Origin of the sequence: Amycolatopsis sp. 505 (genome assembly GCF_031625235.1) — a bacterium.
Lineage (GTDB): Bacteria > Actinomycetota > Actinomycetes > Mycobacteriales > Pseudonocardiaceae > Amycolatopsis.
On sequence record NZ_JACKQP010000002.1, the window covers coordinates 839,016 to 862,693 of the forward strand.

Genomic DNA, 23,678 nt, shown 5'->3' on the forward strand with positions numbered 1-23,678 from the left:
GTCAGCGCCCGTCCCCGCCGTGGTCGCCGAGCACGTCACGGGACACCATCCGCTGGTCGGCGAACAGGTCCTGGTCGTCGACGCCGTAGCGGCGGACGTGCTCGGCGTCCTCCTCCTGCGGGGCCGCCTCGGACAGGAACTTCGCCTCGCCGGGCTTCTGCTTCGGGCTGATCTGCTCGGACTTCCGCAGCGCGACGGCCTCTTCTTCAGGCAACTCGCCGACCGGCAGCGGCCGAACCGGGCCCTTCGGCTGGCTCTTGTCGCGCGGCTGACGCTCCTTGTCGCCGCTCAGCGCGCCGCCGGCCACGCCCGCGCCGATCGCCGCCGCGCCGGCGCCGATGTCGCCGGGGGTCGCGCCGGGCTTGCCGACGAAACCGCGTTCACCGGTGTACTGGCCCGGCTGCAGCGGGGCCTGCGGCATGGCGCCGACCGTGCGGCCCTTGGCCAGCAGGCCGTCCGGGCCGCGGCCGGTGGAGCTGTCGATGCCGGTGGCGCCACCGGGCGTCCCGCCGCCACCGCCGCCGAGCGACTTGATCGGCGCCGTCGCGGGGCTCGAGCCGGGCGGCTGCGCGCCGGGCGCACCGGGCGGGCAGAACGGGTCGGCCTGGCCCCCGGTGCCCGGTCCGGGTGTGAAGCGGCCGGACGGGTCGCCGGCCGTGCCACGGCCCGGGGTCTGGACCCAGCCGGGGCCGGGCGCGGACGTCGGCGGCTTCGCGCCCGACGGCGTCGTCGAACTCGGCGTCGTGTGCTGGACGGGCGGGGCGCCGGCCGCGCCCGCCGAACCGGTCGAGCCGGTCTGGCGCGGCGGCTGCTGCGGCGCGGGCCGGGACGGCTGCTGGGCCGCGACGCCGTAGACCGGGGTCGGCGGGTCGGCGTGCACGGTGTGCGACACCGGCTGCACCACCGGCGGGTCGACGTGCACCGACCGGACCTTGTCCGAAGCCGGCTTCACGCCGCCGTCCGGCGTCACCGCGACCGCGGCGCCGGCGACGTCCAGCACTCCCGGCGTGATGCCCGGGGCGGCCAGCTTGAGCGACTCCGGGTCGGACAGCGCCTGCGTCGAGAGCAGGTTCGTGCCGCTCTGCTGGGCGTACTCGTTCAGCGCCTGCTGGGCCTGCGCCTTGGCGTCGTTCGCGGCCTCGACCTGCTTGGCGTGGTCGGTCTCGAAGCCGATGAGGCTGACCAGGCTGTCGGTGAGGGTGAAGCCGCCCGCGCCCTTCCGGACCGTCTCGGCGTCCGGCAGCTTGTACTTGGTCCGGTTGAAGGCCTCGCCCTGCTCGAACACCATTTCCGCGGCGTGCGCGACCTTCGTGGTGGCGTCCTGGGAGAAGCCGGCCTTCTCGGTGAAGACCTGGCTCGCCGCGCCGCCGGCCTGGCTCTGCCATTCGACGCCGAGTTCGAGCAGCTGCGCGCGCAACGTCTGGTCGGTGTGGGCGAGGGCGGTCGCGACGGCCTTCAGAGCGTCGACGGCGGTGCCGATGCTGCCGGTGCCGTCGCCGTTGATCATCCGGGTGATCTGGTCGGCGATCGCGGTGTTGGTCCAGCCGTCGAACCGGTGGTTCTGGATCCCGGCCGCGAGCTCGGAGAATTCCACGCGCCCTCCCTAGTTGCGTGCTTTCAGGGACTGCAGCGCCAGGTCGGCGGCGTGCGCCGACATGTCGCACAGCTGCGGCTGCGTGAGCCGGCCGCGGGTGATGGCGAAGGTCTGGACGGCCAGCGTCTGGCCCTTCGCGACGCCGACGAGCGTCTCGCAGTCGGCCGGGTCGCCGGCCGCGCGGTAGTTCGTCAGCGCCGGGTAGCCACCGATGGTCTTCGGCTCGGTGGTCATGCTGTTCTTCTTGCGGGTGCCGGTGATCCACTGGTCGAGGTCCGCCGACACGGCTCGCACGTGGTAGGAGTGCACCGGCTCGGCGCCGTCGGCGTCGAACACGCAGGTCCGGCCGTCCTCCTCCGGCGCCTTGCGGGGAACGCTGTTGATCTTCAGCGCGTCGAGCTGGACCTGCGGGAAGAGTTCGCACAGCTCGACGCCCTGCAGCGACAGGTCGGCCGGCCGCTGCGGCAGCTGGGCGGCCTTGGCGCTCTGCGACGCGGCCGTGGCGGCCGTTTCGACCGGGTACGGGGTGCCTTCGGTGCCCGCGGAGCAGCCGGCGAGCGCCGCCGTCGCGAGCACGCCTCCGGCGATCCGGTTACGCACCGTGCTTGCCGCGGTCACCGAACACCGCCGCCTTCTCCTCTTCGCCGACCTTGTAGTCCTTCGCGGCCTCGCGCAGCTGCTCGACCAGGCGCTTGAGGCCGGCGACGTACTCGCGCACCTGGCCGGCGTAGGAGCGGTCGCCGTCGGCGATCAGGGTGTTCCAGGCCTGGACCGACTGGGTGCTGATCACGTCGGCGGACGGTGCGTCGATCCGCAGCTGGCCGAGCCGGGTGAGCAGCTGGTCTTCGAGGGCGTTGGCCTGTTCTTCGACGATCCGGGCGACGTCGAGCAGCTTGTCCGGGTGGACCAGGACGTCCGCTGCGGCCGGCGCCACGGGGACCGCCGAGCTGAGGTCGTACGAGGGTCCTGACATGCTCTCCCCTGACGTCATACGGACAGTGACCGGCCGGCTCCCCGTCGAGGCTACCAACGCGGGTGTGGCGGCAGCCTGAGTTTGGACGAAGAGTGGGCCCGGCCGGTTCCCCCGATCCGTGGAATCAGGCCCGCTGTTTGGCCGTCGGGGCGCTGATCTCGCCGTTCGCCGCCTTCAGCGCGATGTCCGTGCGGTGGTGCGAGCCGGCGAGGTGGACCTTTTCGACGGTTTCGTAGGCGTGCTTGCGCGCCGCCTTGAGCGACTTGCCGGTGCCGACGATCGAGAGCACGCGGCCGCCGGAGGAGACGACGGCGCCGTCGTCCCGGCGACGGGTGCCGGCGTGCAGGACGCCTTCCAGCTCGGCCCCGGTGATGACGTCCCCGGTGTGCGGCTTGCCCGGGTAGCCGTCGGCGGCGATCACGACGGTGACCGCGGCGCCGCCGGACCACTCCAGTGGCGGGTGCTCGGCGAGCTTGCCGGTGGCGGTGGCGTGCATCAGCCCGGCGATCGGGGTGCGCAGCAGGGCCAGCACGACCTGCGTCTCCGGGTCGCCGAAGCGGCAGTTGAACTCGATGACCTGCGGGCCGTCGGAAGTCAGCGCGAGGCCGGCGTAGAGCAGGCCGGAGAACGGCGCGCCGCGGTTGACCAGCTCGTCGGCGACCGGCTGGACGACGGTCTCCACCAGCTCGTCGACCAGGTTCTCGGGCGCCCAGGGCAGTGGCGCGTAGGCACCCATGCCGCCGGTGTTCGGGCCGGCGTCGCCGTCGCCGACGCGCTTGAAGTCCTGGGCGGGCAGCAGCGGGACGACGGTGTTGCCGTCGACGAAGCAGAACAGCGAGGCTTCCGGTCCGTCCAAAAAGGATTCGAGGAGGACGGGGTGCCCGCCGTCGAGCAGCATGATGGCGTGCTTGCGCGCGACGTCGATGTCCGGCGTGACGACGACACCCTTGCCGGCGGCGAGGCCGTCGTCCTTGACGACCCAGGTGGGGCCGAACCGGGCGAGCGCGGCATCGAGCCGGGCGGGGTTGTCGACGACCTCGCTGCGCGCGGTGGGCACGTTCGCGGCGGCCATGACGTCCTTCGCGAAGGCTTTCGACCCTTCGATCCGCGCGGCGGCGGCCGACGGGCCGAAGCAGGCGACGCCGGCCTTCCGCACGGCATCGGCCACCCCGGCGACGAGCGGCACCTCAGGGCCGACGACGACGAGGTCGGCCTGCCAGCTCTTGGCGAGCCCGGCAACGGCCTCGGGATCGGCGGCATCAACACCGAGCTGTTCGGCGACGGCGGCGGTCCCGGCATTGCCGGGCGCGCAGGCCAGGGCCGTGACGGCGGGATCGCCGGACGCCGCGAGGACGAGTGCATGCTCACGGGCGCCGGAGCCGATTACCAGTACGCGCACGCCGCACAGCGTATCCGGCCGGGCCGGAGGGCCACATCGCCCCGTCGCCGGGGCGGGTTCGGGACGGCTCGGCGGGCTGCGCGCTCCCCGAAGGTCGCGAATGACTCATTCGGGACCTCGCACGTCCCGAATGAGTCATTCGCGACTCCGCGGGCCGACCCGAACGGCACGCGGACGCGGACGCGGACGCCCAGACCTGCACCCCACCCAGGCCTCCCCCGCCACCCCGATCCGAAGCCGAAACACGGCCGGTGGTGCCGGGTCAAGGCACGCTTTCCCGCCTTGACGCGGTACCACCGGCCGTAGTGACAATCCCGGCTTCGGGGTGGTGGGCACCAAACCGCTCACTGGACGAACAGGAGTCCACGCGCCGTTTACCGCTTCGACCGGTCAGGTACGTACTTCGGACGCTTGCGACATCGAGGGTTGCGCGGGTAGTCAGGGCACACCCTGTGTGAAAAGAGGTCACCAGATGAAGCGCAAACGTGTCGGCTTGCTCGCGCTGGCCGGGCTGGCGTTGCTGAGCGTCACCGGCTTTGCCGTCGGGTCGGCGTCCGCCGCCGAAAGCGGGTCCGGGGATGCCGTCGCGCGCGGGCGGGGCCACCATGACCCCGTGATCATCGGACACCGCGGCGCGCCCGGGTACCGGCCGGAGCACACGCTCGCCTCCTACGAGCTCGCCTACCGGATGGGCGTCGACTGGGTCGACGTCGACCTCGTGCCCACCAAGGACGGCCAGCTCGTCGCCCGGCACGAACCCGAGATCGGCGGCACCACCGACGTCGCGAAGCACCCGGAGTTCGCCGACCGGAAGAAGACCGTCGTGCTCGACGGGGTCACCACCACCGGGTGGTTCACCCAGGACTTCACGCTCGCCGAGCTGAAGACGCTGCGCGCGGTCGAGCGGATCCCGCAGAACCGGCCGCACAACACGCTGTACAACGGGCGCTACCAGATCGCCTCCTACCAGGAGGTCCTCGACCTGACCAAGCGCCTCGGCCGCGAGCTGCACCGCACCCTCGGCACCTACCCCGAGGTCAAGCACTCGACGTTCTTCCAGTCCATCGGCAACCCGACCGAGCCGAAGCTGGTCGCCATCCTCAAGCGCAACGGCCTCGACCGGCCGGACGCGCCCGCGATCATCCAGTCGTTCGAGGTGTCGAACCTGATCGCGCTGCACCGGCAGCTGCGGACGCCGCTGCTGCAGCTGACCTCGGCCTCCGGCGCCCCGGCGGACTTCGTCGCGAACGGCGACAAGCGGACGTACGCGGACCTGGTCACGCCGCAGGGCCTGCGCGAAGTGGCGAAGTACGCGAAGTACCTCGGCCCGGACAAGGCGCAGATCATCCCGCGGGACAAGAACGACAACCTGGGCACGCCGACCGCGCTCGTCGCGGACGCCCACAAGGCCGGCCTGAAGGTGCAGCCGTACACCTTCCGGAACGAGAACCCGTTCCTGCCCGCGAACCTGCGCTCGTCGGCCGAGCCGGACGCCTACGGTGACGTCTTCACCGAGGAGGCGGCGTTTTTCCGGGCCGGCGTCGACGGCTTCTTCGCCGACCAGCCGGACACCGCCCTCGAATCGCTGCACGCCTTCCTGGGCCGTTAATCGCTTGGCCGCGAAGGGCGCTTCCGTGGACGCTGGGTCCATGGAAGCGCCCTTTTCCGGCGTGGTGCTGGTCAGCCGCGGCGACGAGACGCTGCTCGCCGAGGCATCCGGGTACGCGCACATCGCTTACGGCGTCGAGAACACCGTCGACACGCGGTTCGCGATCGCCAGTGGCACCAAGGGGTTCACCGCGCTGGTCGTGGTAGGCCTGATCGCCGAGGGACGGCTGGAACTCGAGACGACCGCCCGCGAAGTCCTCGGCGACGACCTGCCGCTGATCGACGACCGGGTGACCGTCGAGCACCTGCTGACGCACACCTCCGGCATCGGCGACTACTGCGACGACGACAACCCGCCGGAGCACCCGCCGTGGCTCGTCACGTCGGCCGACTACCTCGCCGCGCTCGACGGCTTCCCGCAGGTTTCCCCGCCCGGTACGGAATTCCGGTACAACAACGGCGCCTTCGCCGTCCTCGGCCTGATCGCCGAACGGATCGCCGGCATACCTTTCACCGACCTCGTCCACGAGCGGGTCTGCGGCCCCGCCGGGATGACGGACACGGCCTTCCTCCGCTCGGACGCGCTGCCCGCCCGCACGGCCACCGGCTACCTCGAAGACGGGCGCAGCAACGTCTTCAGCCTGCCCGTCGTGGGGCACGGCGACGGCGGAATCTACAGCTCCGCCCCGGACTTCCGGAAGTTCTGGCCCGCCTTGCTGGACGGGCGGATCGTGCCCCGCGAGTGGGTCACCCGGATGCTGCGCCCGCACGCGGAGGGCTACGGCCTCGGCTTCTGGCTGCCCCGGCCCGGCGTCGTGCGGCTGGAGGGCGGCGACCACGGCGTCACGTTCCGGAGCACGCACGAGCCGTCGACCGGGCTGACGGCGACCCTGATCTCGAACGACCACCGAGGTGGCGGGCCCCTGCTGCGGCGGCTGGACGAGTTCTTGACGAAGGCTTGACACCCTCCGGGCCCGGGGCTACCTTCGGCGAATTCAATGGTCTGGCCGCATACCTTTCAAGAGGTGCCCGATGGATGTTTCCGACCAGCAGACCACCCCCGCCGACGACGACGCCGCCCGGCTGCACCAGCTGGGCTACGCCCAAGAGCTGAAACGGACGATGTCGGCGTTCTCGAACTTCGCCGTCTCCTTCACGATCATCTCGATCCTCTCCGGCTGCCTCACGCTCTACGGCTTCGGCATGAAGACCGGCGGCCCGGCCGCGATGATCTGGGGCTGGCCGCTGGTCGGGGTGTTCGTCATCCTGGTCGGGCTCGGCATGGCCGAGGTCTGCTCCAGCTACCCGACCGCCGGCGGCCTGTACTACTGGGCCGCGAAGCTGGCGCCCGGCCGGTCCGGTCCCGCGTGGTCGTGGTTCACCGGCTGGTTCAACCTCATCGGCCAGATCGCGGTCACCGCGGGCATCGACTTCGGCGCGGCGCTGTTCCTCAACGCGTTCCTCGACCTGCAGTTCGGCTTCGAAGCGACGCCGGGGCACACGATCCTGCTGCTCGCGATCATCCTCGTGGTGCACGGCCTGCTGAACACCTTCGGCGTCCGGATCGTGGCGATCCTCAACAACGTCAGCGTGTGGTGGCACCTGATCGGCGTGCTGGTGATCGTCGGCGTGCTCGTTTTCGTGCCGGCCAAGCACCAGGACGCGTCGTTCGTCTTCGGGAGCTTCGTCAACCAGACGGGCTGGGGGTCGGCGTTCTACGTCTTCGCGCTCGGGCTGCTCGTCGCGCAGTACACGCTGACCGGCTACGACGCGTCCGCGCACATGACCGAGGAGACGAAGAGCGCGGCGACGGCGGGCCCGCGCGGCATCGTCATGTCGATCGTCGTCTCCCTCGTCGCCGGCTGGATCCTGCTGATCGGCCTGACGTTCGCGATCCAGGACTACGACGGCGCCGTCGGCTCGGCCACCGGTGTCCCGCCCGCGCAGATCTTCATCGACGCGACCGGTGCCGTCACCGGCAAGTTCCTCCTGCTGATCTGCATCGGCGCCCAGCTGTTCTGCGGCATGGCGTCGGTGACGGCGAACTCGCGGATGATCTACGCCTTCGCCCGTGACGGCGCGATCCCGGGCTCGGGCTTCTGGCACAAGATCAACAAGCGCACGCAGACGCCGACCAACGCGGTGTGGCTCGCCGCGGGAGGCGCGCTGGTGTTGGCCCTGCCGTACCTGTGGAGCGCGACGGCCTACGCCGCGGTGACGTCGATCGCCGTGGTCGGGCTGTACGTCGCGTACGTGATCCCGGTGTTCCTGCGCGTCCGCCGCGGCGACTCGTTCGAGCCGGGGCCGTGGACGCTCGGCCGCTGGGGCAAGCCGATCGGCATCATCGCGACGGTGTGGGTCGCGCTGATCTTCGTGCTCTTCATGCTGCCGCAGGTTTCGCCCGTGACCGTGGATTCCTTCAACTACACGCCGATCGCCTTCCTCGTGGTGCTGGGCGGGGCGGCGCTGTGGTGGGTGGTTTCGGCCCGGAAGTGGTTCAAGGGCCCGAAGGTCCAGGGTTCGGAGGCGGAACTGGCTGCGGTGGAACAGGAACTGAAGGACCTGGGCTGAGTCGTCGTGAGTGGTGAGGCGGCTGCCTCACCACTCACGACCGCTCACTCGGCCGGCGCGCCGATCGCGTCCTCGCGTTCGGCGCGGCGGCGCAGCAGGTCGTACTGGCACCCCAGCTCGTAGGCCTGGTCCTCGTACTCGCGCTGGGCGGCCAGGTGCGGCCGGACGCACTCGCTGTAGTGGCGCAGGTCGTCCTGCTCCAGGGAGCCGTCGCGGAAGGCCGTCCAGAACACCAGCGTCGCCGAGACGACCATGACGAGCGCGACGAGCACCGCCATCAGCAGCGCGAGCCCGTTCATCCCGGACAGCAGCCCCTCGGTGGACACCCGGACGAACATCACCACGCCCATCAGGCCCACCAGCAGCCCGACCGTGAGCAGGCTCAGCTTCGCGCCGGTGGACAGCTTGCTCCACTCCAGCTGGCGGCGGTGGTTCTTGTGCTGGCGCTGGTTGTGGCCCAGGTGGTGCAACGCGGTCGCGGCGCCCCCGGTGGCCAGCACCGAGATCACCACGCTGATGAGCAGCGGCAGCCCGACCGGAGCCGTCCAGTCGACGTTGAACACCGACCCGGCCAGCCACAGCATGATCGGCAGGTCGACCACGGTGACGGTGAGCAGGGTCAGCACCCGGGTGAGCCGGTTGACGCGGCGGTGGCGCAGGCTGCCCTGCGCCTGTTCCAGCTCGATCAGCTCGTCGAAAAGCTCGGCCTTGGCCTGGGCTTGGGCGACGGTGAGGTTCTGCCCGTGCGGGCCGACGACCAGGTCGTCCAGCACCCGGTCGGCCAGGTAGCGCAGCTCCCGGATCCGGGCGAGCAGCCGGTCCCCGGCAGCCGAGGAGCTCCCGGTGTGCGGCCCCTCCCGCGGGCGGCGCGGCTGCGGGAGGGGCAGGTTGCGCGTCTCGTCGCTGCTGGTCATGGCGGTACCTCCTCGTCTGCTAGTAAGCGATCTCCACCCGCCGCATCGCGGCGGCCGCGGCCTCGTCGAACCGGCCGCCCACCATCGCCGTCCGGCCGGGCTGGGTGCCGACCCCGGCCACGTCGAGCCGCTGGCGCACCCCGGCGTCGCCGAGCGCGCCGGCCACCGCGCGGGCGCGCTGGTCGGCGAGCGCCTGGCGGCCGGCCGCGGTCGACCCCGGCGGATCGGCGGCGTAACCCCGGATGACCACCGCATCGGACCTGCCCGCCGCGGTGATGCTCCCGGCGAGGGCGCGCAGCAGGTCCAGAGCACCCGGGGACAGCACCGCGGAATCGCCCGAGAACCCGAGCGCGCTGTCGGACACGGTGGTGCTGACCCGGCCCGCGGGCCCGACCACCGACGTCACCCCCGGCACGGGCACGACCGGCGTGGCGACCGTGGCCCGCGACGGCTCGGTCGTGACGCGCTTGTCGTCGAACTCGCAGCCGGCCGCGCGAGCCTGCGTGCAGATCACTTGCCAGTACTGGAGGAGCTTGTCGTGCGCGGGGCCGGGCAGGGGCGCCTGCGCCCCGGCGACGCTGCCGAGCCCGGTGAACAGCACGTGCCAGTTTTCGAGGTGCGGCAACGCGTTCTTGGCGGCCAGCTGGCGCGCGACCGTCGCCGGGTCCGCGTCCCAGCCGACCTGGCGCAGGTCGAAGGCTCCCGCCGTGCTCAGCCCGCTGCTGACCACGATCAGGCGCCCGGGAGCGATTCCGCGGACGGCGGCGTCGATGCCACCCAGCAGATCGAGCCCGGACCGCGCGGCGACCGTGGCGGCCACGGCGTCGGCGACGGCCTGGACGTTGCGATCGATGAGCGACGGCCGCTGCAACCCGTGCTCCAGCGATCCGTCGGCCCGCCTCGGCGTCAGGACGATCTGGCGGGCATCGGCGCCGTCAGCGGCCGAAACGAGGGCGACACTGCTCTTGCCCGAGCCTTGCGGCGAGGCGTTTCCGCTGTTCGCGGCGTCGATGAGGAGCTTGCGGGCCACGTCGGTGACGGCGGGCCGCGGTTCATTGGCGGTGGCGCTGACGACGAGGACCACCCGGTCCCCGCCGGTGGGGTCGGCCGTCTTCGAAGGGACAGCGCACCCGGCGACTGACAGCGCGAGCAAGCCCAGCGCGGCAATTGCCGGACGCGGCCGGGCTCTGCTGCCAATGATGGCAGCTTCCTGCGGAATCCGCAGCGCGGAAGCCAAATCAATGCGGGTGACTTCGTGGCCTGAACCTGAGGTACAGGGCTTCATGGCGACCTCCCTGGGGCCGATGAGGCAAGCTCAGGGTGACATTTGCCGAGTAACAATGTCAATTGCCGTTCCGATACACGAGTCGGCTGTTCTTCCGGTTGACACCGAGACTTCGGCACACCAGGGAGTCGAGCGTCCGTCCAGCCGGAGAGTCGTACCCTGAACGGAGCAGCGAGGAGGTACCTTTCGCCGCGGCAGATGAACCGGTTGTGACACATACTCGTGCTTCTGCCATGGCAGCGTCCGGAGTTTGTCCAACAAGTGTCACCCTGGAGAAGACAAATGCCAGAGGAAGGGTAGGCTTGGCTGATGGCGAAGCCCGACGCCGCCGTCGAAGGCGTCCGAAACGTCTTCCTCAAGTTGCGCACCCGCAGCGGCCTCAACGTCGAGCGGCTCAGCGCGACGGAGGTCGACGTCGTGCTGCTCGCCGACCTGCCCGTCGTGCGCCGGTACGCGCGTGAGCACGCCGTGTCCACCGACCAGGCCATCGTCGACGTCGTCACCCGCGTCACCGCCGATCTCGAGCCGACCGACCGGCTGATCGCCGACGCGGCGCTCGCCCTCGGCGTGCTCGAGTCCCTGGTCGCCGACCGGCCGAAGCTGCACGGCCTGTACGCCGAGGACCTCGGCGAGCGGCGCGACGCGCTCGCCCGGCACTGGGAGGCGTTCCACCGCCTGCTCGGCGTGACCGAGATCCCCCCGGCGCCGACCGTGCGCACGCTGCGTGGCTCGGCCGAGGCGCGCGCGCTCGTCCGGCTCGCCGAGCGCTGCGTGCACGGTCCGGAAGCGCTGCTCGAGCCGGCCGCCGGTGCCCGGGAGCCCAGCAACTCGATCGTCGTGGTCGGGGGCGCGGTGACGGACGTGGTCGTGGTCTCCGACGACCTGCCCGGAATCGGGGCCGCGGTCCAGGCGAGTTCGTTCGAGGAACACCCCGGGGGCAAGGGGCTCAACCTGGCGGTCGCGGCCCGGCGGTTCGGGCTCCGCGCACGGCTCTGCGCCGCCATCGGGGGCGACGAGGCCGCCCGCGAGCTCACCCGTTACATGCAGCAAGAAGGTTTGTCGACCGAGCTGATCCGCGAAACGCCCGGCGAGGCGAATCCGCGCGCTCTCATGCTCGTGACACAGAAGGGTGAGACCCGTTATCTGGGCTGGATGAACAAGGGTAAGGTCTCGCTGTCCACAACGGAATTCGAGCAACCGCGCACGAAACGAGCAATCGCCGACGCCGATGCGGTCATGGTCACCTTGGAACCACCGGTGGAAACGGTGCAATGGGCCCTCGAAGAGGCCGCCCGCCAATCGCCGAAACCGTTGGTCCTCCTGCAGGCTTCGCCACCCATGGCAACGCCGCAACAGCTTTATCGGTATCTTCACGGCGTCGATTACCTCGTCGGCCGTGAAGGCGAACTGCGCGGGCTCCTGTCCTACCCGGACCGCCCCGACACGGTCGACGCGCTGGCTGAGGAATTGCTCACGCTCGGCGTGGAGACAGTCTGTGTGGTGGAGAACTTCGGCGCCAAGATCCGCTCCCGGACGCGGTCCAGGGACATCGAAGGCCCGAACGTTCCGCTCGAAGACACTCCCGGGGCTCGCGAGGCGTTTTCCGCGGCCCTGACTTTCCAACTCCTCAAGGACGGCGGAGACCTGACCTGGAAAGCCCTCGAATGGGCGATCCAGGCCATGACCGCCAACCTCACCATCGAGGAGATCACCGATTCCATGCCCGGTACCGAAGACGTCGACCGGCTGTGGAGAAAACCCGACGTGGAGAACCCGTGACCGAGGTCGTGGAGCACAGATTGCAGGATTCGGACGGCGATTTCCGGGTCGTCGTCCTCGGTGGTTCCGAGCAGCCCAATCCGGCGTGCGCGGCGGTGTTCGGCGAACCGCGGGACGGCTGCCTCGTGCGGATCCAGTCCCGGTGCCTCTACGGCGAGATATTCGGCTCCACCAACTGCGACTGCCTGTACCAGCTCGACAAATCGCTCGAGGAGATCAAGCGGCACTCCGGCGTGCTCATCTACCTGGACCAGGAAGGTCGTGGCGCCGGCCTCCTGACGAAGGCGCGGGGCTACCGGCTGTGCCAGGAAGAGGGCATCGACACGTTCGCCGCGTACGCGGCCTTGGAGCGCAAGGCGGACACCCGGTCGTACGGCGACGCGGTGGCGCTGCTGAAGCAGCTGGGCCTCAAGGAAGTCACCCTGCTCACCAACAACCCCGGGAAACTGGAAGGCCTCGAGCTCGGCGAGATCAAGGTGCGGCCACGGCCGTTGCTCATCCCCGAGCCGGGCGCGCACACGCTCGCCTACCTGGTCGCCAAGCGCGACAACCAGGAACACATGCTGTCCATGGCCGCCCGCCTGCGGTGGCGGGTCATCCGGTTCGCCGGATCACGCTGGCTCAGCCCGCGCCGGGCCGCGCTGCGCAAAGCCGCGGCTCACCCCGCCCAGCCGGTCGGCGTGGTGGTGGACACCGACAGCGCGAAGCAGGTCGCCTGACAGCGGCCCCAGACAGCCCGGCCCGGCTGTCCGGGGCCGCAGCTTTCACGTCGTGGCAGGCCGCGACTCCGTCACCGACGAAGTGCCCTCCTGAACTGGACTCCCGCGGCCCGGGCGGACCACCGTCACCGCCGCCGCGCCCAGCGCGCCCACGCCCGCGAAGGCGTAGAAGCCCCAGGGGTACGCGATTCCCGCCGTCAACAAGGCGCCGCCCAGGATGGGGCCGGAGATGGCGCCGATGCGGCCGATGCCCGCCGACCAGCCGAGGCCCGTCGCGCGGATCGCGTCCGGGTAGATGCGGCCGATGTACGCGTACACCAGGACCTGCGCGCTGAACACGAAGCAGCCCGTCAGGAACACCGCCGTGTACAGCCCGACCGCCGGCAGCTTCACGCTCAGCAACGCGAGGAACACCGCGCCGGCGCAGAACCAGACGATGGCGGATGGGCGGATGCCGACGCGGTCGGCGACCCGGCCCGCGACCAGCAGGCCCACGATGCCGCCGACGTTCAGCGTCAGCAGCAGGCTCAGCGCCGCACCCAGCGGGTAGCCCGCCTGGCGCATGATCTCCGGCAGCCAGGTGTTCAGGCCGTAGACCAGCAGCAGGCCCATGAACGAGGTGACCCAGAAGGCGATCGTCGCGCGCAGCAGCCCACCGCGGAACAGGCCGGCGACGGCGTGCCCGGCCGACCTCTCGGCCGCGCGGACCTGCTGGAACGTCTCGGACTCCGGCAGATACTTCAGCATCAGCGGGACCAGCACCACGGCGGGCAGCGCGCCGGCGACGAACATCGCGCGCCAGCCCAGCGGCGTGATCAGCACGATGCCCAGCAGCGCCGTCAGCACCGCGCCGACGTGATAACCGGTCATCACCGTGGTCGTCGCACTGCCGGACTTGCCGTGCCGCGCGTACTCCGTGACCAGCGTGATCGCCGTCGGCAGGCAGCCGCCGAGGCCGAGGCCGGCGACGAAACGCAGCAGCCCGAAGACGAACGTCGACGGCGCGAACGCGCACAGCAGCGTGCACAGCGAGAACAGCGTCACCGAGATGATCAGGGACTTCCGGCGGCCGATGACGTCGGTGACCGTGCCGATCGCCAGCCCGCCCAGCATCATCCCGGCCAGCCCGACGGTCGACACGACCGACGCCGTGGCGGGGGTCAAGCCCCAGACGTGGCCGCGGAGCAGCACGGGCAGCACCGTGCCGAGGACGACCAGGTCGAACCCGTCGAGCAGGACGGCCGTCCAGGCCAAGGGCACGACCCAGCCGCGAGTGCCAGGGGACATCGGAACCTCCGGGGGTGCGTCGGTGCACGTCCTCCGCACACTTGTGCGGATTGCGCACGAGTATGCCCAGGGGGTCCGACAGAATCCAGCGCGGTTCCGCTGAGCGGAAGTCCGGCAGGGCCGTGCGACCTGCGGAAAGATCGGGCGAGTGGAAATCCTGACGCTGATGGGCGTGCTCGCGGGTTCGCTGGCGCTGACCGCGCTCGCCCGGCGCTACAACCTGTCCGCCCCGCTGCTGGTGGTGGTCGTCGCGCTCGGCGTCGCGCTGATCCCCGGGGTGCCGCGGTTCGAGCTGGAGCCCGAGCTGGTGCTCACCGTGGTCCTGCCGCCGCTGCTGTACTCGACGTCGCTGGAAAGCTCGCTGACGCACTTCAAACGCGCGCTCCGGCCGATCGTCGCGCTCGGGGTGGTGCTGGTCGCGGTGACCGCCGTGGTCGTCGCCGTGGTGGTGCACCTGCTGCTGCCGGACGTGCCGTTCGCGTCCGCGCTGGTCCTCGGCGCGGTCGTGGCGCCGCCGGACGCGGTGACCGCGGTCGCGATCGGCCGCAAGCTCGGCCTGCCCCGGCGGGTGATGACCGTGCTGACCGGCGAAAGCCTGGTCAACGACGCCGCCGCGCTGACGCTCTACAAGGTCGCGCTCGCCGCCGTCGCGGGCACGGCGGGCTCGGCCGGGCACGGGTTCGCGGTGTTCGGGGTCGCGACCGTGCTGGGCATCGGCGTCGGCCTGGCGATCGGCGCGCTCGTGGTACTGATCCGGCGGCAGCTCGACGACCCCCTGATGGAGTCGGCGTTCGGGATCATCGTGCCCTTCGCCGCGTACGTCACCGCCGAGCACCTGCACCCCTTCAGCGACGACTTCAGCGGGTCCGGCGTGCTCGCCGTCGTCGCGGCCGGCCTCCTGCTGGGTCACCGCGCGCTGTACGCGTCCCCCGCGACGCGCATGCAGGACAGATCCGTGTGGGCGTCCATCGACGTCCTGCTGGAGGCGCTGGTGTTCGCGATGATGGGCCTGCAGCTGCCGTTCGTCCTCGAAGGCGCGCAGCACGTGGCCCGCGACAATGGGACGCTCGCGCTGGTCGCGGTGGCCGTGCTCGCGGTGACGATGCTGGTGCGGATCCCGGCGGTGTTCGTCTCCGCGTACCTGCCGCAGACGGTCCGGCTGTTCGGCCGCGACCGCGCGGCGCCGTCGTGGCGGACGCTGGCGGTGGTGTCGTGGACCGGCATGCGCGGAGTCGTCACGCTCGCCGCCGCGGCCGGCGTCCCGGCGGACACCCCGGGCCGCGAGGAGATCCAGCTGTTCGCGTTCACGGTGGCCATCGGGACGGTGCTGATCCAGGGGTTGACGCTACCGCCGCTGATCCGGGCACTGAAGGTGGAGGACCCCGAGGAGGCGTCCCGGGACGAGGCCGAGGAACTCGCGGCTCGCGAAGTCGCGAAGAAGGCGGCGCAGGACCGGCTGCGCGAGATCAGCCGCGAGCGGCTGGCTTCGCTGGACCTGCCCCAGGAGAAGGTCGACCGGCTCAAGGAACGGCTGCAACGGCTGATCGACACGCGGTACCGGTTCGCGAAGGCCGCGATCACGTTGTCCGGCGAAGACCGCGCCGGCAGCCCGCAGGCCCAGTTCGCGAAGGCCCGGCGGGAGCTGCTGATCACCCAGCGCAAGGCGATGATCGAGGAGAACCGCGCGGGCCGGCTCGACGACGAAGTGTTGCGGAAGGTGCTGCGGGAACTGGACCTGGAGGAGATGTCGGTGACCGCGACCCTCACGAACCGAATGAGCTGACGACCTCCCACGTCCGCAGGCGTTCTTCACTCGACCGGATGCCGGTCTGCGAGACGAGGACGTCGGTGGCGCCGGCGTCGTAGTAGCGCCGCAGTCCGTCGAGGACGGTCTTCTCGTCGCCGATGATGGCGAGGTCCGCCGGGTGGCCGACGCCTTCGACGTCGAGGATCCGCCGGTACGACGGGATCTGCGCGTAGAAGCCCATCTGCTCCACGGCGAGCGTCCGGACGGCGTCGGGGTCATCGGTGACGATGGCCGGGACGGCGGCGATGATCCGCTTGCCTGGCAGCGCCGGGACGATTTCCTGGGAAAGCGCTCTCGGGCCGGCGAGGAAGGGCAGGGTGCCGTCGGCGAGTTCCCCGGTCACGCGCAGCGCCTGCGGCCCCATCGCGGCGACGATGACCGGGATGTCCCCGCCACCGGCCACAGTGGACGGCCCCAGCGGGTGGGCCTGGACGGTCTCGCCGTCGAAGTCGACGGCCTCCCCGGCGAAGACCTGCTTGAGGACGGTGAGGTACTCGCGCAGGTGCCGGATCGGCGGCGGGTACTCGAGGCCGTAGACAGGCCCGAGGAAGCCCTTCGAGCCGAGCCCGATGCCGAGGGTGAAGTTCCCGCCGGTGGCGGCCTGCGCGGTCAGCGCGGCACTGGCGACGAGCAGGGGGTGCCGCGGGTAGGTCGGGACGACGGAGGTGCCGACTTCGAGATCGGGGTTTTCCCGCCCGGCCAGGGCGGCGACGGCGATGGCGTCCTGGCTGAGCGGGAGCTGCGAGAACCAGACGGACTTGAGGCCCGCGTCGGCCGCTTGGCGGGTCTGGGCGAGCAGCTCGTCGACGAGGTTGGGTGCCGAGTCCGTGTCGCCCGAGGGAAGCGTGACTCCGATGGTCATGCACCCAAGCTAGCGAGCCGCGCCACCGGTTTCCGGGTTCCCAGGACCTGAGAACCCGAGCGGTGCCCGCGGGTTTCGCCCACTCTGTGGCGAAACCGATCACTCAGGAGAGCCTCATGTCGCTGACCGAAGTCATCGAAGGCACCCGCAAGGCCGTCGACGCGGACCCGCACAACGCCGCCGTCTCCTTCAGTGTCGACCACGTCCTGAAGCCCGGCACCAAGACCGAAGTCGAAGTCAAGGTGCGGGACCACGCCTTCACCGTCGACGAGCCCGCCGCGCTCGGCGGGACCGACCAGGCCGCCAACCCCGTCGAGTACGCGCTCGCCGCCCTCGGGTCGTGCCAGGTCATCACGTACCAGTTCTGGGCGGCGAAGCGCGGGATCCCGATCGACTCCATCAAGGTCACCGTCGACGGCGACCTCGACCTGCACGGCTTCTTCGGCTTCTCCTTCAACACCCGTCCCGGGTTCGGGGACGTGCGGGTGTCGGTCGAGCTCGAAGGACCGGCGAGCCGGGAGCGCTACGAAGACCTCAAGCGCGAGGTCGACGAGCACTGCCCGGTGCTCGACCTGTTCCGCAACGAGACGCCGGTCAGCACCAAACTGACCTAGACGAACTCGTGCCGCACGATCGTCTGGTCCCGGCCCGGGCCGACGCCGATCGCGGAAATGCGGGCGCCGGACAGCTCTTCCAGGCGCTCGACGTACGCGCGGGCGTTCGCCGGGAGCTCCTCGAACGTGCGGCACGCCGAGATGTCCTCGAACCAGCCCGGGTGCTCTTCGTAGATCGGGATCGCGTGGTGCACGTCGGTCTGCGTCATCGGCATGTCCTGCGTGCGGAATCCGTCGACTTCGTAGCCGACGCACACCGGAACCTTCTCCAAGCCGGACAACACGTCCAGCTTCGTGAGGAAGTAGTCGGTGATGCCGTTGACGCGCACCGCGTACCGCGCGATCACCGCGTCGAACCAGCCGGTGCGCCGCGAGCGGCCGGTCGTCACGCCGAACTCGCCGCCCTGCTTGCGCAGGTACTCGCCCGATTCGTCGTGCAGCTCGGTCGGGAACGGGCCGGAACCGACGCGGGTGGTGTACGCCTTGAGGATGCCGAGCACCGTCGTGATCCGGCCCGGCCCGATGCCGGACCCCGCGCTCGCGCCGCCGGACGTCGGGTTCGACGACGTCACGAACGGGTACGTGCCGTGGTCGACGTCGAGCAGCGTGCCCTGGGAGCCCTCCAGCAGCACCGTTTCGCCGCGCTCCAGCGCCTGGTTGAGCTGCAGGCGCGTGTCGGCGATGCGGTGCGCGAACTTCTCGCCCGCCGCCAGCACCTCGTCGGCGACCTGGTCGGCGTCGAGGGCCTTGCGGTTGTAGACCTTCACCAGCACCTGGTTCTTGAACTCCAGCGCGGCTTCGACCTTCTGGCGGAAGATCTTCTCGTCGAGCAGGTCCTGCACGCGGACGCCGACGCGGGCGATCTTGTCCTGGTAGCACGGCCCGATGCCGCGGCCGGTGGTGCCGATCTTGCGGCTGCCGAGGTACCGCTCGGTGACTTTGTCGATGGCCACGTGGTACGGCATGATCAGGTGCGCGTCCGCCGAAATCAGCAGCTTGGACGTGTCGACGTCCCGCGCTTCGAGTCCGGACAGCTCCTCGAGCAGCACGCCCGGGTCGACCACCACGCCGTTGCCGATGACGTTCGTCACGCCCGGGGTCAGGATGCCGGACGGGATGAGGTGCAGGGCGAAGTTCTCGCCGTTCGGCAGGACGACCGTGTGACCGGCGTTGTTGCCACCCTGGTAGCGGACGACCCACTGGACGCGGTCACCCATCAGGTCGGTGGCCTTGCCCTTGCCTTCGTCTCCCCATTGGGCACCGATGAGCACGATGGCCGGCATGTGACACTCCAGGTGTTCGACGACTGAGGTTTAGTGTCCCGGACGGACACCGGTGGCGCTGACGAAATGCCGGTGCATGACTGTAACGGAGGACCTGCGGGTGCGCGGAATCGTGGTGGCCTGTGGCGATGACGCGGCCGGCTTCGAAGAGGTCGACGACGTCGAGTCGATCCGCGTGCCGAGCCGTCCCGGCAAAGCGGAAATCGACCCCTTGCTGGGCGAACACGATCACCTGGTCGTCTCGGGCACCGACGCCGACCTCGCCGCGGTCGTGCTGCGCCTGCTCCGGAAGGACGCGATCTCCGGCGTGTCGGTCGGGTTCGTGCCCTCCTCGCCGGACTCGGTCGTCGGCGCGCTCTGGGGCCTGCCGAAGACGCCGCTGCGGGCGCTCGCGCTGGCGTTGCGCGGCGAGGTCGACCCGGTGCCGCTGATCCGCGACGACGTCGGCGGCGTGCTCGTCGGGCGCGGGCAGCTGCGGCTGGTCCGCGGCGTGGCCTACGCCGACGAGCAGGTGGCGCTGCGCGGGCCGGCCGCATCGATCGAGGTGACGCCGGACCCGGGCGGTCCCGGGCTGGCCGTCCGGGTCGTCAAGGGCACCATCTTCAAGCGGCCGTCCACGCTGTACTCGCGGGCGTTCCAGATCGGCTGCATCCCGACCCGGCCGGTGCGCGACGACGTCGTCTTCGAGCGTGCGGTGAACAAGTGGACCTGGTACCGGCACACCGAGGACCTGCGGCTGGTCCGCGGCGCCGTTTGACGGACAGCAACCTGTCACCTATACGTGTTGTATGCGCCACTTCCGTGCCTGAAGGTTAGCTGTCCCCACTTCAGACACGGAGGCAGCAAGATGCCAACCAGGCGTGCTGTTCGTCATTCGTTCACCGTCCTCGCGGTCACCGCGGTGCTGTCCGGAACCCTGGCCGGCGTCGCGGACGCGACCCCGCCGGGCATCCCGTCGGCCACCACGGCGAAGTCCGAGCTCGCGGCCCTGACCGTCAAGGCCGACGGCTCGCAGACCGGCTACAGCCGCGACAAGTTCCCGCACTGGATCGACCAGGGCAACAGCTGCAACACCCGCGAAGTGGTGCTCAAGCGCGACGGCACGAACGTGGTGACCGACTCCGGTTGCGCCGCGACCTCCGGCAAGTGGTTCAGCCCGTACGACGGCGCGACCTGGACCGCGGCGTCCGATGTGGACATCGACCACGTCGTGCCGCTGGCCGACGCGTGGCGCACCGGCGCGTCGTCGTGGACGACCGCGCAGCGCCAGGCGTACGCGAACGACCTCTCCGACCCGCAGCTGATCGCCGTCACGGACAACGTCAACCAGGAGAAGGGCGACAAGTCGCCCGACCAGTGGAAGCCGCCGCTCACCGGCTACTGGTGCACCTACGCGAAGATGTGGGTCGCGGTGAAGTACAAGTTCAAGCTGACGGTCAACTCCGCCGAGAAGTCCGCACTCACGGACATGCTCAACCGCTGCTGACGCCGGTACGCTCGGGCGGTGCGGATCCTCTTCACGTGCCGCCCGGCGTACGGCCACCTCTTCCCCCTGCTCCCCCTCGCGAACGCGGCGAAAGCCGCCGGGCACGACGTCGTCTTCGGCACCGGTGAGGCGTTCGTGCCGAAGGTGCGCGAACTCGGCTTCGAGACCCACCGCGTGGGCATCTCGATCAGCGAAGCCGAAGCCGAAGCCCAGCGGCGGCACGGCGCGGAAGCCGGATTCGACGTCGGCATCACGATGTTCGCCGAGCTGCTGCCGCAGGCGACGATGGCCGACCTGCGGCCGCTGCTGCCGCAGCTGCGGCCGGAGCTGGTGGTCTACGAGCAGAGCGACGTCGGCGCCGGCGCGTTGGCGCAGCAGTCGGGCATCCCGGCCGTCTCCCTGGTCATCGGCCGGTCGGTGCCACCGGAGGTCCTGTCCGTCGCGGCCGAACGCCTGGCGCCGCTGTGGGGCCGCCTCCCCGCGGACGCCATGCTCGGCGACGCCTGCGTCGACGTCTGGCCCGACAGCGTCCGTGACCCGGGCTCGGCGGCGGTGCCGAAGGTGTTCCGGATGCGCCCGACGCCCTACAACGCCGACGTCCCGCTGCCGGCCCTCCCGGACGACGGCTTCGTGTACCTGACGCTGGGCACGGTGGTCTTCGGCGCGACACAGGTGCTGCGCGGGGCGATCGCGGCGCTGTCGCGGCTGCCGCTGGACGTCTTGGTGGCGGTCGGCCCGGGCGACCCCGCGGCGCTGGGCCCGGTACCCGAGAACGTGCGGGTCGCCGGGTTCGTGCCGCAGGCCGAGGTGCTGAAGCACGCGGGCCTGGTGGTGCACCACGGTGGTACGGGCACGGTGCTCGGCTCGCTCGCCGCCGGTCTGCCGCAGCTGGTGCTGCCGCAGGGTGCCGACCAGTTCGCCAACGCGGAGGCGTTGTCGGCGCTCGGCGCGGCGAAGGCCCTGGTGGGGGACGCCGTGCGGATCGACGCGATCGAGACGGCGGCCCGCGCGCTGCTGGACGACCCGGCGGCCCGGAAGGTCGCGCAGAGGGTCGCGGCTGAGATCGCCGGCATGCCCGCGCCCGAGGCGGTGCTCGACGAACTGGTCGCCTGGGCCTCGTGAGTGGTAACGCGGTTCTAACCCGCGTTACCGCCCACGAGCGCCAGGATCTCGCGGGCCACGGCGTCGTTCTGGCGGAAGGACAGGGCGTTCGTCCGCGGCCGGGTGAAGGCCGCCGCCGAGCGGGCGCTCGTGTGCGGGCCCACCGCGAACCGGTGCGGGTGGGGACGGCCCGTCCCGTCGAGCAGCCGCGAGTCCGAGACCCGCGTGTGGATGCGGCCCGACGGCAGCGACGCGCCCGTCACCGGGTCCGCGACCGTCTCCTCCGCCAGTTCGCCCGCGTCCCGCAGCTGCCGGAGCAGGCCGTCGGCCGCGCGCGTCACGCTCGGGTCCGGCAGCCGCGCCTCGATCAGCGTGCGGGCCTCGGCCGTCTCCGGGTGGCTCGCCGACGACGCCACGAAGACGCCGTCCTCCGCCGTCACCCGCATTTCCGCGCCCGCGAAGGAAACGATCCCGGCTTCGTGCAGGGCCAGCAGCTCCTCCAGGCGGCGCGGCGGCGGGCCGCTGGCGTAGTAGGAGAAGAACCCGTGGAACCAGCCGTCCATATCGGACACTTGCGAGGCGGCCCCCAGCCGTCCTTTTTGGACCAAGATCGGCAGCTGGGTGTACACCGACAGCAGCGCCATGAAGGCACCCAGGTCCGCGCTGAACTCCTGGTCCGCCCGGCGCGCCAGATCGGCCTCGATGTACTGGCGGAGCTTCTTCCCGAACTCCTCCGCCGTGCCGAACGAGCGGCCCGCCATCGGCCGATCCAGCCGGTCGAGGTCGAGCCGGTCGGCCTCGGCGGGCACCGCCCGCGCCACGAGGTCCCGCATGGCGGGCGAATCCCAGGCCAGGTCGGTGAAGGCGTCGGCGAACACGGCGAAGTCCATCCGGACGCGCTCGGGGTGCCCGGTGAACAGCTCGCTGTAGTAGCCCCAGGCCAGTTCCTTCGCGATCAGCGGCCAGACGTCGGCGCGGAAGTCGAGCGCGTCCCCCGGTAGCGCGTCCATCGCGTAGGCGTCGAAGAACCTGGGCAGCCGCAACGGTTTCCCGCGCAGCCGGTAGCCGATCTTCGCGTGGTACGGGACGCCGCGCCGCGAGCCGACGTGCAGCACCGGCTCGGCGCCGCTCGGGTGGTAGCGGAGGCCGCCGCACGGGAGGTCCTCGAACCGGCCGCCGCGGCCCTCGGTCAGCAGCAGCATCAGGTCGACGAACGCCAGCCCGAACCCGCGCACCAGCACGGTCTCGCCCGGCGCGACGCCCGCGTAGTCGACGTCGGCGGTGTAGCCGGCCGGGTAGTACGACAGCCCGTGCCGCGCGGCGAACGCCACCAGTTCGCGCTCCCGCTCGTCGGGTTCGGCGTCGAGGTGGCCGACGGTGAAGACGACGGCGTCCGCCACGACCGCCGAGCCGTCGGACAGGCGGACGGTCCGGCCGTCGACCCCGGTCGCCCGGGCCGCGTGCTCGACGACGTCGATGCCTTCGGGCAGGTCCGCGACGACCTGCCGGTACACCCAGGTCAGGTAGGCGCTCTGCAGGCGCCGGGTGGGGAAGTCGAAGGCGTCGAGCCCGGTCAGCTCGGCGACGACGTCGGGCGGCACGTCGGCGGCGAGCCCGCCGTCCCGCACCTTCCGCGCCCACTCCAGCAGCGACGGCCCCGGCCGCACCGGGCCGGCCATCTTCACCGAGTCGTCGGTGAACATCGTGACGTCCTCGGGCATGGAGTTCATCCGCAGCAGCGGCGACTGGTCGTAGCGCCACACCCGGCCGGGCCCCGGCGGGAACGGGTCGATCAGGTGCACCTCGAGCCGGCGGCCGCCGAGCAGCTCGCCCGCGTTCGCGCCGAGCCGTTCGAGGACGCCGACCCCGCGGGGTCCGGCGCCCACGACAGCCAGGGTGAACGGCGGGAGATCGGCCACGAACCCGAAGCTACGCCGGGGTTCCGGCGCCGGAAGCCCTTCCCACAGGGCGGAACCCATCCACGCCGCGCGCGGCTCCGAAGTCCTGGGGTACACCGGCGAGAGGAGCGAACTTGACCTTCGTCCACCCAGGCGCCCGGGCCTCGATCATCCCGTTCCACCTGCGAATACTTGACCGATGAGCTCGGCTCGCCGCACCGCGTCCACACCGCGCAGGACGTGGTCGGCACCCTCCTCCGGGGGAACTGGGCGATCTTCGCCCACGAATGGGCCGATCCGGACGGGATCGACCCCGAGCACTGGCGGGACGTCGTCGAGGCCGCCGCGGAGGCGGCCGGGGTCGACGTCGAGTTCGTGGTCATCCCGCGCCGGTCCCTGACCGTCGTGTTCAACCGGGCGGCTCCGCCCACCTTCGAGCAGGTCCGCGCCTCGATCGAGGTCGTCGAAGGCGCTCGCGGCCAGCACTGAGGGCGTCCG

21 protein-coding genes are annotated in these 23,678 nt (G+C 71.1%); 11 read left to right on the forward strand and 10 right to left on the reverse strand.

The window, feature by feature from the left end:
* Position 1: 1 nt before the first annotated feature.
* From H5965_RS11065 to purD, 4 genes are all read right to left on the reverse strand, one after another.
* Positions 2-1,594 carry a hypothetical protein gene (locus H5965_RS11065; protein ID WP_310969507.1) on the reverse strand — a complete coding sequence of 531 codons (1,593 nt, stop codon included), beginning with the start codon at positions 1,592-1,594 and terminating at the stop codon, positions 2-4.
* 9 nt (positions 1,595-1,603) lie between these two features.
* Positions 1,604-2,170, reverse strand: coding sequence for a DUF3558 domain-containing protein (locus tag H5965_RS11070; RefSeq protein ID WP_310969693.1), 567 nt, complete (start codon positions 2,168-2,170; stop codon positions 1,604-1,606).
* A 16-nt stretch (positions 2,171-2,186) separates the two neighbouring features.
* Positions 2,187-2,567, reverse strand: coding sequence for a hypothetical protein (locus tag H5965_RS11075; RefSeq protein ID WP_310969508.1), 381 nt, complete (start codon positions 2,565-2,567; stop codon positions 2,187-2,189).
* Between the two features lie 124 nt (positions 2,568-2,691).
* On the reverse strand, positions 2,692-3,966 hold the full coding sequence (gene purD, locus H5965_RS11080; protein WP_310969509.1) for a phosphoribosylamine--glycine ligase: 1,275 nt from the start codon (positions 3,964-3,966) through the stop codon (positions 2,692-2,694).
* 472 nt (positions 3,967-4,438) lie between these two features.
* On the opposite strand from purD, the gene H5965_RS11085 reads away from it, so the two are divergent.
* The 3 genes from H5965_RS11085 (at position 4,439) to H5965_RS11095 (ending at position 8,145) form a co-directional block, all read left to right on the forward strand.
* Positions 4,439-5,575: a glycerophosphodiester phosphodiesterase gene (locus H5965_RS11085; RefSeq protein ID WP_310969510.1), complete on the forward strand. Its 1,137-nt coding sequence runs from the start codon at positions 4,439-4,441 to the stop codon at positions 5,573-5,575.
* Between the two features lie 40 nt (positions 5,576-5,615).
* Positions 5,616-6,536, forward strand: a complete 921-nt coding sequence (locus tag H5965_RS11090) for a serine hydrolase domain-containing protein (RefSeq protein WP_310969511.1) — start codon at positions 5,616-5,618, stop codon at positions 6,534-6,536.
* Positions 6,537-6,606: 70 nt separating this feature from the next.
* On the forward strand, positions 6,607-8,145 hold the full coding sequence (locus tag H5965_RS11095) for an amino acid permease (protein WP_310969512.1): 1,539 nt from the start codon (positions 6,607-6,609) through the stop codon (positions 8,143-8,145).
* A gap of 44 nt (positions 8,146-8,189) precedes the next feature.
* Here the strand turns inward: H5965_RS11095 and H5965_RS11100 are convergent, their stop codons facing one another.
* Positions 8,190-9,059 (reverse strand): hypothetical protein, encoded by an 870-nt coding sequence (locus tag H5965_RS11100; protein WP_310969513.1) that lies wholly within the window; start codon positions 9,057-9,059, stop codon positions 8,190-8,192.
* A 19-nt stretch (positions 9,060-9,078) separates the two neighbouring features.
* Entirely contained in the window at positions 9,079-10,143 is a 1,065-nt protein-coding gene (locus H5965_RS11105) for a hypothetical protein (RefSeq protein ID WP_310969514.1), read from the reverse strand.
* Positions 10,144-10,653: 510 nt separating this feature from the next.
* Here H5965_RS11105 and H5965_RS11110 point away from each other — a divergent pair.
* Together H5965_RS11110 and ribA are read left to right on the forward strand one after the other, a co-directional pair.
* Positions 10,654-12,123 (forward strand): PfkB family carbohydrate kinase, encoded by a 1,470-nt coding sequence (locus H5965_RS11110; RefSeq protein ID WP_310969515.1) that lies wholly within the window; start codon positions 10,654-10,656, stop codon positions 12,121-12,123.
* Positions 12,120-12,842 (forward strand): GTP cyclohydrolase II RibA, encoded by a 723-nt coding sequence (gene ribA / locus H5965_RS11115; protein ID WP_310969516.1) that lies wholly within the window; start codon positions 12,120-12,122, stop codon positions 12,840-12,842. Before H5965_RS11110 ends, ribA begins: the two co-directional genes overlap by 4 nt.
* Positions 12,843-12,887: 45 nt before the next feature.
* On the opposite strand, the gene H5965_RS11120 is transcribed toward ribA, so the two are convergent.
* Positions 12,888-14,129, reverse strand: a complete 1,242-nt coding sequence (locus tag H5965_RS11120; RefSeq protein WP_310969517.1) for an aromatic acid/H+ symport family MFS transporter — start codon at positions 14,127-14,129, stop codon at positions 12,888-12,890.
* Between the two features lie 148 nt (positions 14,130-14,277).
* On the opposite strand from H5965_RS11120, the gene H5965_RS11125 reads away from it, so the two are divergent.
* The gene (locus tag H5965_RS11125) at positions 14,278-15,912 is read left to right on the forward strand and encodes a Na+/H+ antiporter (RefSeq protein WP_310969518.1); all 1,635 of its coding nucleotides are present in this window, start codon (positions 14,278-14,280) and stop codon (positions 15,910-15,912) included.
* Here H5965_RS11125 and H5965_RS11130 read toward each other — a convergent pair.
* Positions 15,893-16,798, reverse strand: a complete 906-nt coding sequence (locus tag H5965_RS11130) for a TIGR03564 family F420-dependent LLM class oxidoreductase (protein ID WP_310969519.1) — start codon at positions 16,796-16,798, stop codon at positions 15,893-15,895. The two genes, H5965_RS11125 and H5965_RS11130, sit on opposite strands and share 20 nt — an antisense overlap.
* A 116-nt stretch (positions 16,799-16,914) precedes the next feature.
* Between H5965_RS11130 and H5965_RS11135 the strand changes: the two genes are divergently transcribed.
* On the forward strand, positions 16,915-17,412 hold the full coding sequence (locus H5965_RS11135; protein ID WP_003091821.1) for an OsmC family protein: 498 nt from the start codon (positions 16,915-16,917) through the stop codon (positions 17,410-17,412).
* Here H5965_RS11135 and H5965_RS11140 read toward each other — a convergent pair.
* Entirely contained in the window at positions 17,409-18,695 is a 1,287-nt protein-coding gene (locus H5965_RS11140; protein ID WP_310969520.1) for an adenylosuccinate synthase, read from the reverse strand. The genes H5965_RS11135 and H5965_RS11140 overlap by 4 nt on opposite strands.
* A gap of 76 nt (positions 18,696-18,771) precedes the next feature.
* Here H5965_RS11140 and H5965_RS11145 point away from each other — a divergent pair, with 76 nt between their 5' ends.
* From H5965_RS11145 to H5965_RS11155, 3 genes are all read left to right on the forward strand, one after another.
* Positions 18,772-19,452 carry a hypothetical protein gene (locus H5965_RS11145; protein ID WP_396136885.1) on the forward strand — a complete coding sequence of 227 codons (681 nt, stop codon included), beginning with the start codon at positions 18,772-18,774 and terminating at the stop codon, positions 19,450-19,452.
* A gap of 90 nt (positions 19,453-19,542) precedes the next feature.
* Positions 19,543-20,181: an HNH endonuclease family protein gene (locus tag H5965_RS11150; protein WP_310969521.1), complete on the forward strand. Its 639-nt coding sequence runs from the start codon at positions 19,543-19,545 to the stop codon at positions 20,179-20,181.
* A gap of 18 nt (positions 20,182-20,199) precedes the next feature.
* Positions 20,200-21,303: a glycosyltransferase gene (locus tag H5965_RS11155; protein WP_310969522.1), complete on the forward strand. Its 1,104-nt coding sequence runs from the start codon at positions 20,200-20,202 to the stop codon at positions 21,301-21,303.
* Between the two features lie 14 nt (positions 21,304-21,317).
* Here H5965_RS11155 and H5965_RS11160 read toward each other — a convergent pair whose 3' ends face one another.
* The gene (locus H5965_RS11160) at positions 21,318-23,201 is read right to left on the reverse strand and encodes an FAD/NAD(P)-binding protein (protein ID WP_310969523.1); all 1,884 of its coding nucleotides are present in this window, start codon (positions 23,199-23,201) and stop codon (positions 21,318-21,320) included.
* A gap of 171 nt (positions 23,202-23,372) precedes the next feature.
* Between H5965_RS11160 and H5965_RS11165 the strand changes: the two genes are divergently transcribed.
* A complete protein-coding gene (locus H5965_RS11165; RefSeq protein WP_310969524.1) occupies positions 23,373-23,669 on the forward strand; it encodes a hypothetical protein in 297 nt (98 codons plus the stop codon).
* Positions 23,670-23,678 lie beyond the last annotated feature (9 nt).

Bases quoted from the DNA above. Each gene is read 5' to 3' on its own strand.
- H5965_RS11075 (WP_310969508.1), bottom strand. From the start codon at position 2,567: ATGTCAGGACCCTCGTACGACCTCAGCTCGGCGGTCCCCGTGGCGCCG.
- H5965_RS11085 (WP_310969510.1), top strand. From the start codon at position 4,439: ATGAAGCGCAAACGTGTCGGCTTGCTCGCGCTGGCCGGGCTGGCGTTG.
- H5965_RS11090 (WP_310969511.1), top strand. From the start codon at position 5,616: ATGGAAGCGCCCTTTTCCGGCGTGGTGCTGGTCAGCCGCGGCGACGAG.
- H5965_RS11095 (WP_310969512.1), top strand. From the start codon at position 6,607: ATGGATGTTTCCGACCAGCAGACCACCCCCGCCGACGACGACGCCGCC.
- H5965_RS11100 (WP_310969513.1), bottom strand. From the start codon at position 9,059: ATGACCAGCAGCGACGAGACGCGCAACCTGCCCCTCCCGCAGCCGCGC.
- H5965_RS11110 (WP_310969515.1), top strand. From the start codon at position 10,654: ATGGCGAAGCCCGACGCCGCCGTCGAAGGCGTCCGAAACGTCTTCCTC.
- H5965_RS11120 (WP_310969517.1), bottom strand. From the start codon at position 14,129: ATGTCCCCTGGCACTCGCGGCTGGGTCGTGCCCTTGGCCTGGACGGCC.
- H5965_RS11130 (WP_310969519.1), bottom strand. From the start codon at position 16,798: ATGACCATCGGAGTCACGCTTCCCTCGGGCGACACGGACTCGGCACCC.
- H5965_RS11135 (WP_003091821.1), top strand. From the start codon at position 16,915: ATGTCGCTGACCGAAGTCATCGAAGGCACCCGCAAGGCCGTCGACGCG.
- H5965_RS11140 (WP_310969520.1), bottom strand. From the start codon at position 18,695: ATGCCGGCCATCGTGCTCATCGGTGCCCAATGGGGAGACGAAGGCAAG.
- H5965_RS11145 (WP_396136885.1), top strand. From the start codon at position 18,772: ATGACTGTAACGGAGGACCTGCGGGTGCGCGGAATCGTGGTGGCCTGT.
- H5965_RS11150 (WP_310969521.1), top strand. From the start codon at position 19,543: ATGCCAACCAGGCGTGCTGTTCGTCATTCGTTCACCGTCCTCGCGGTC.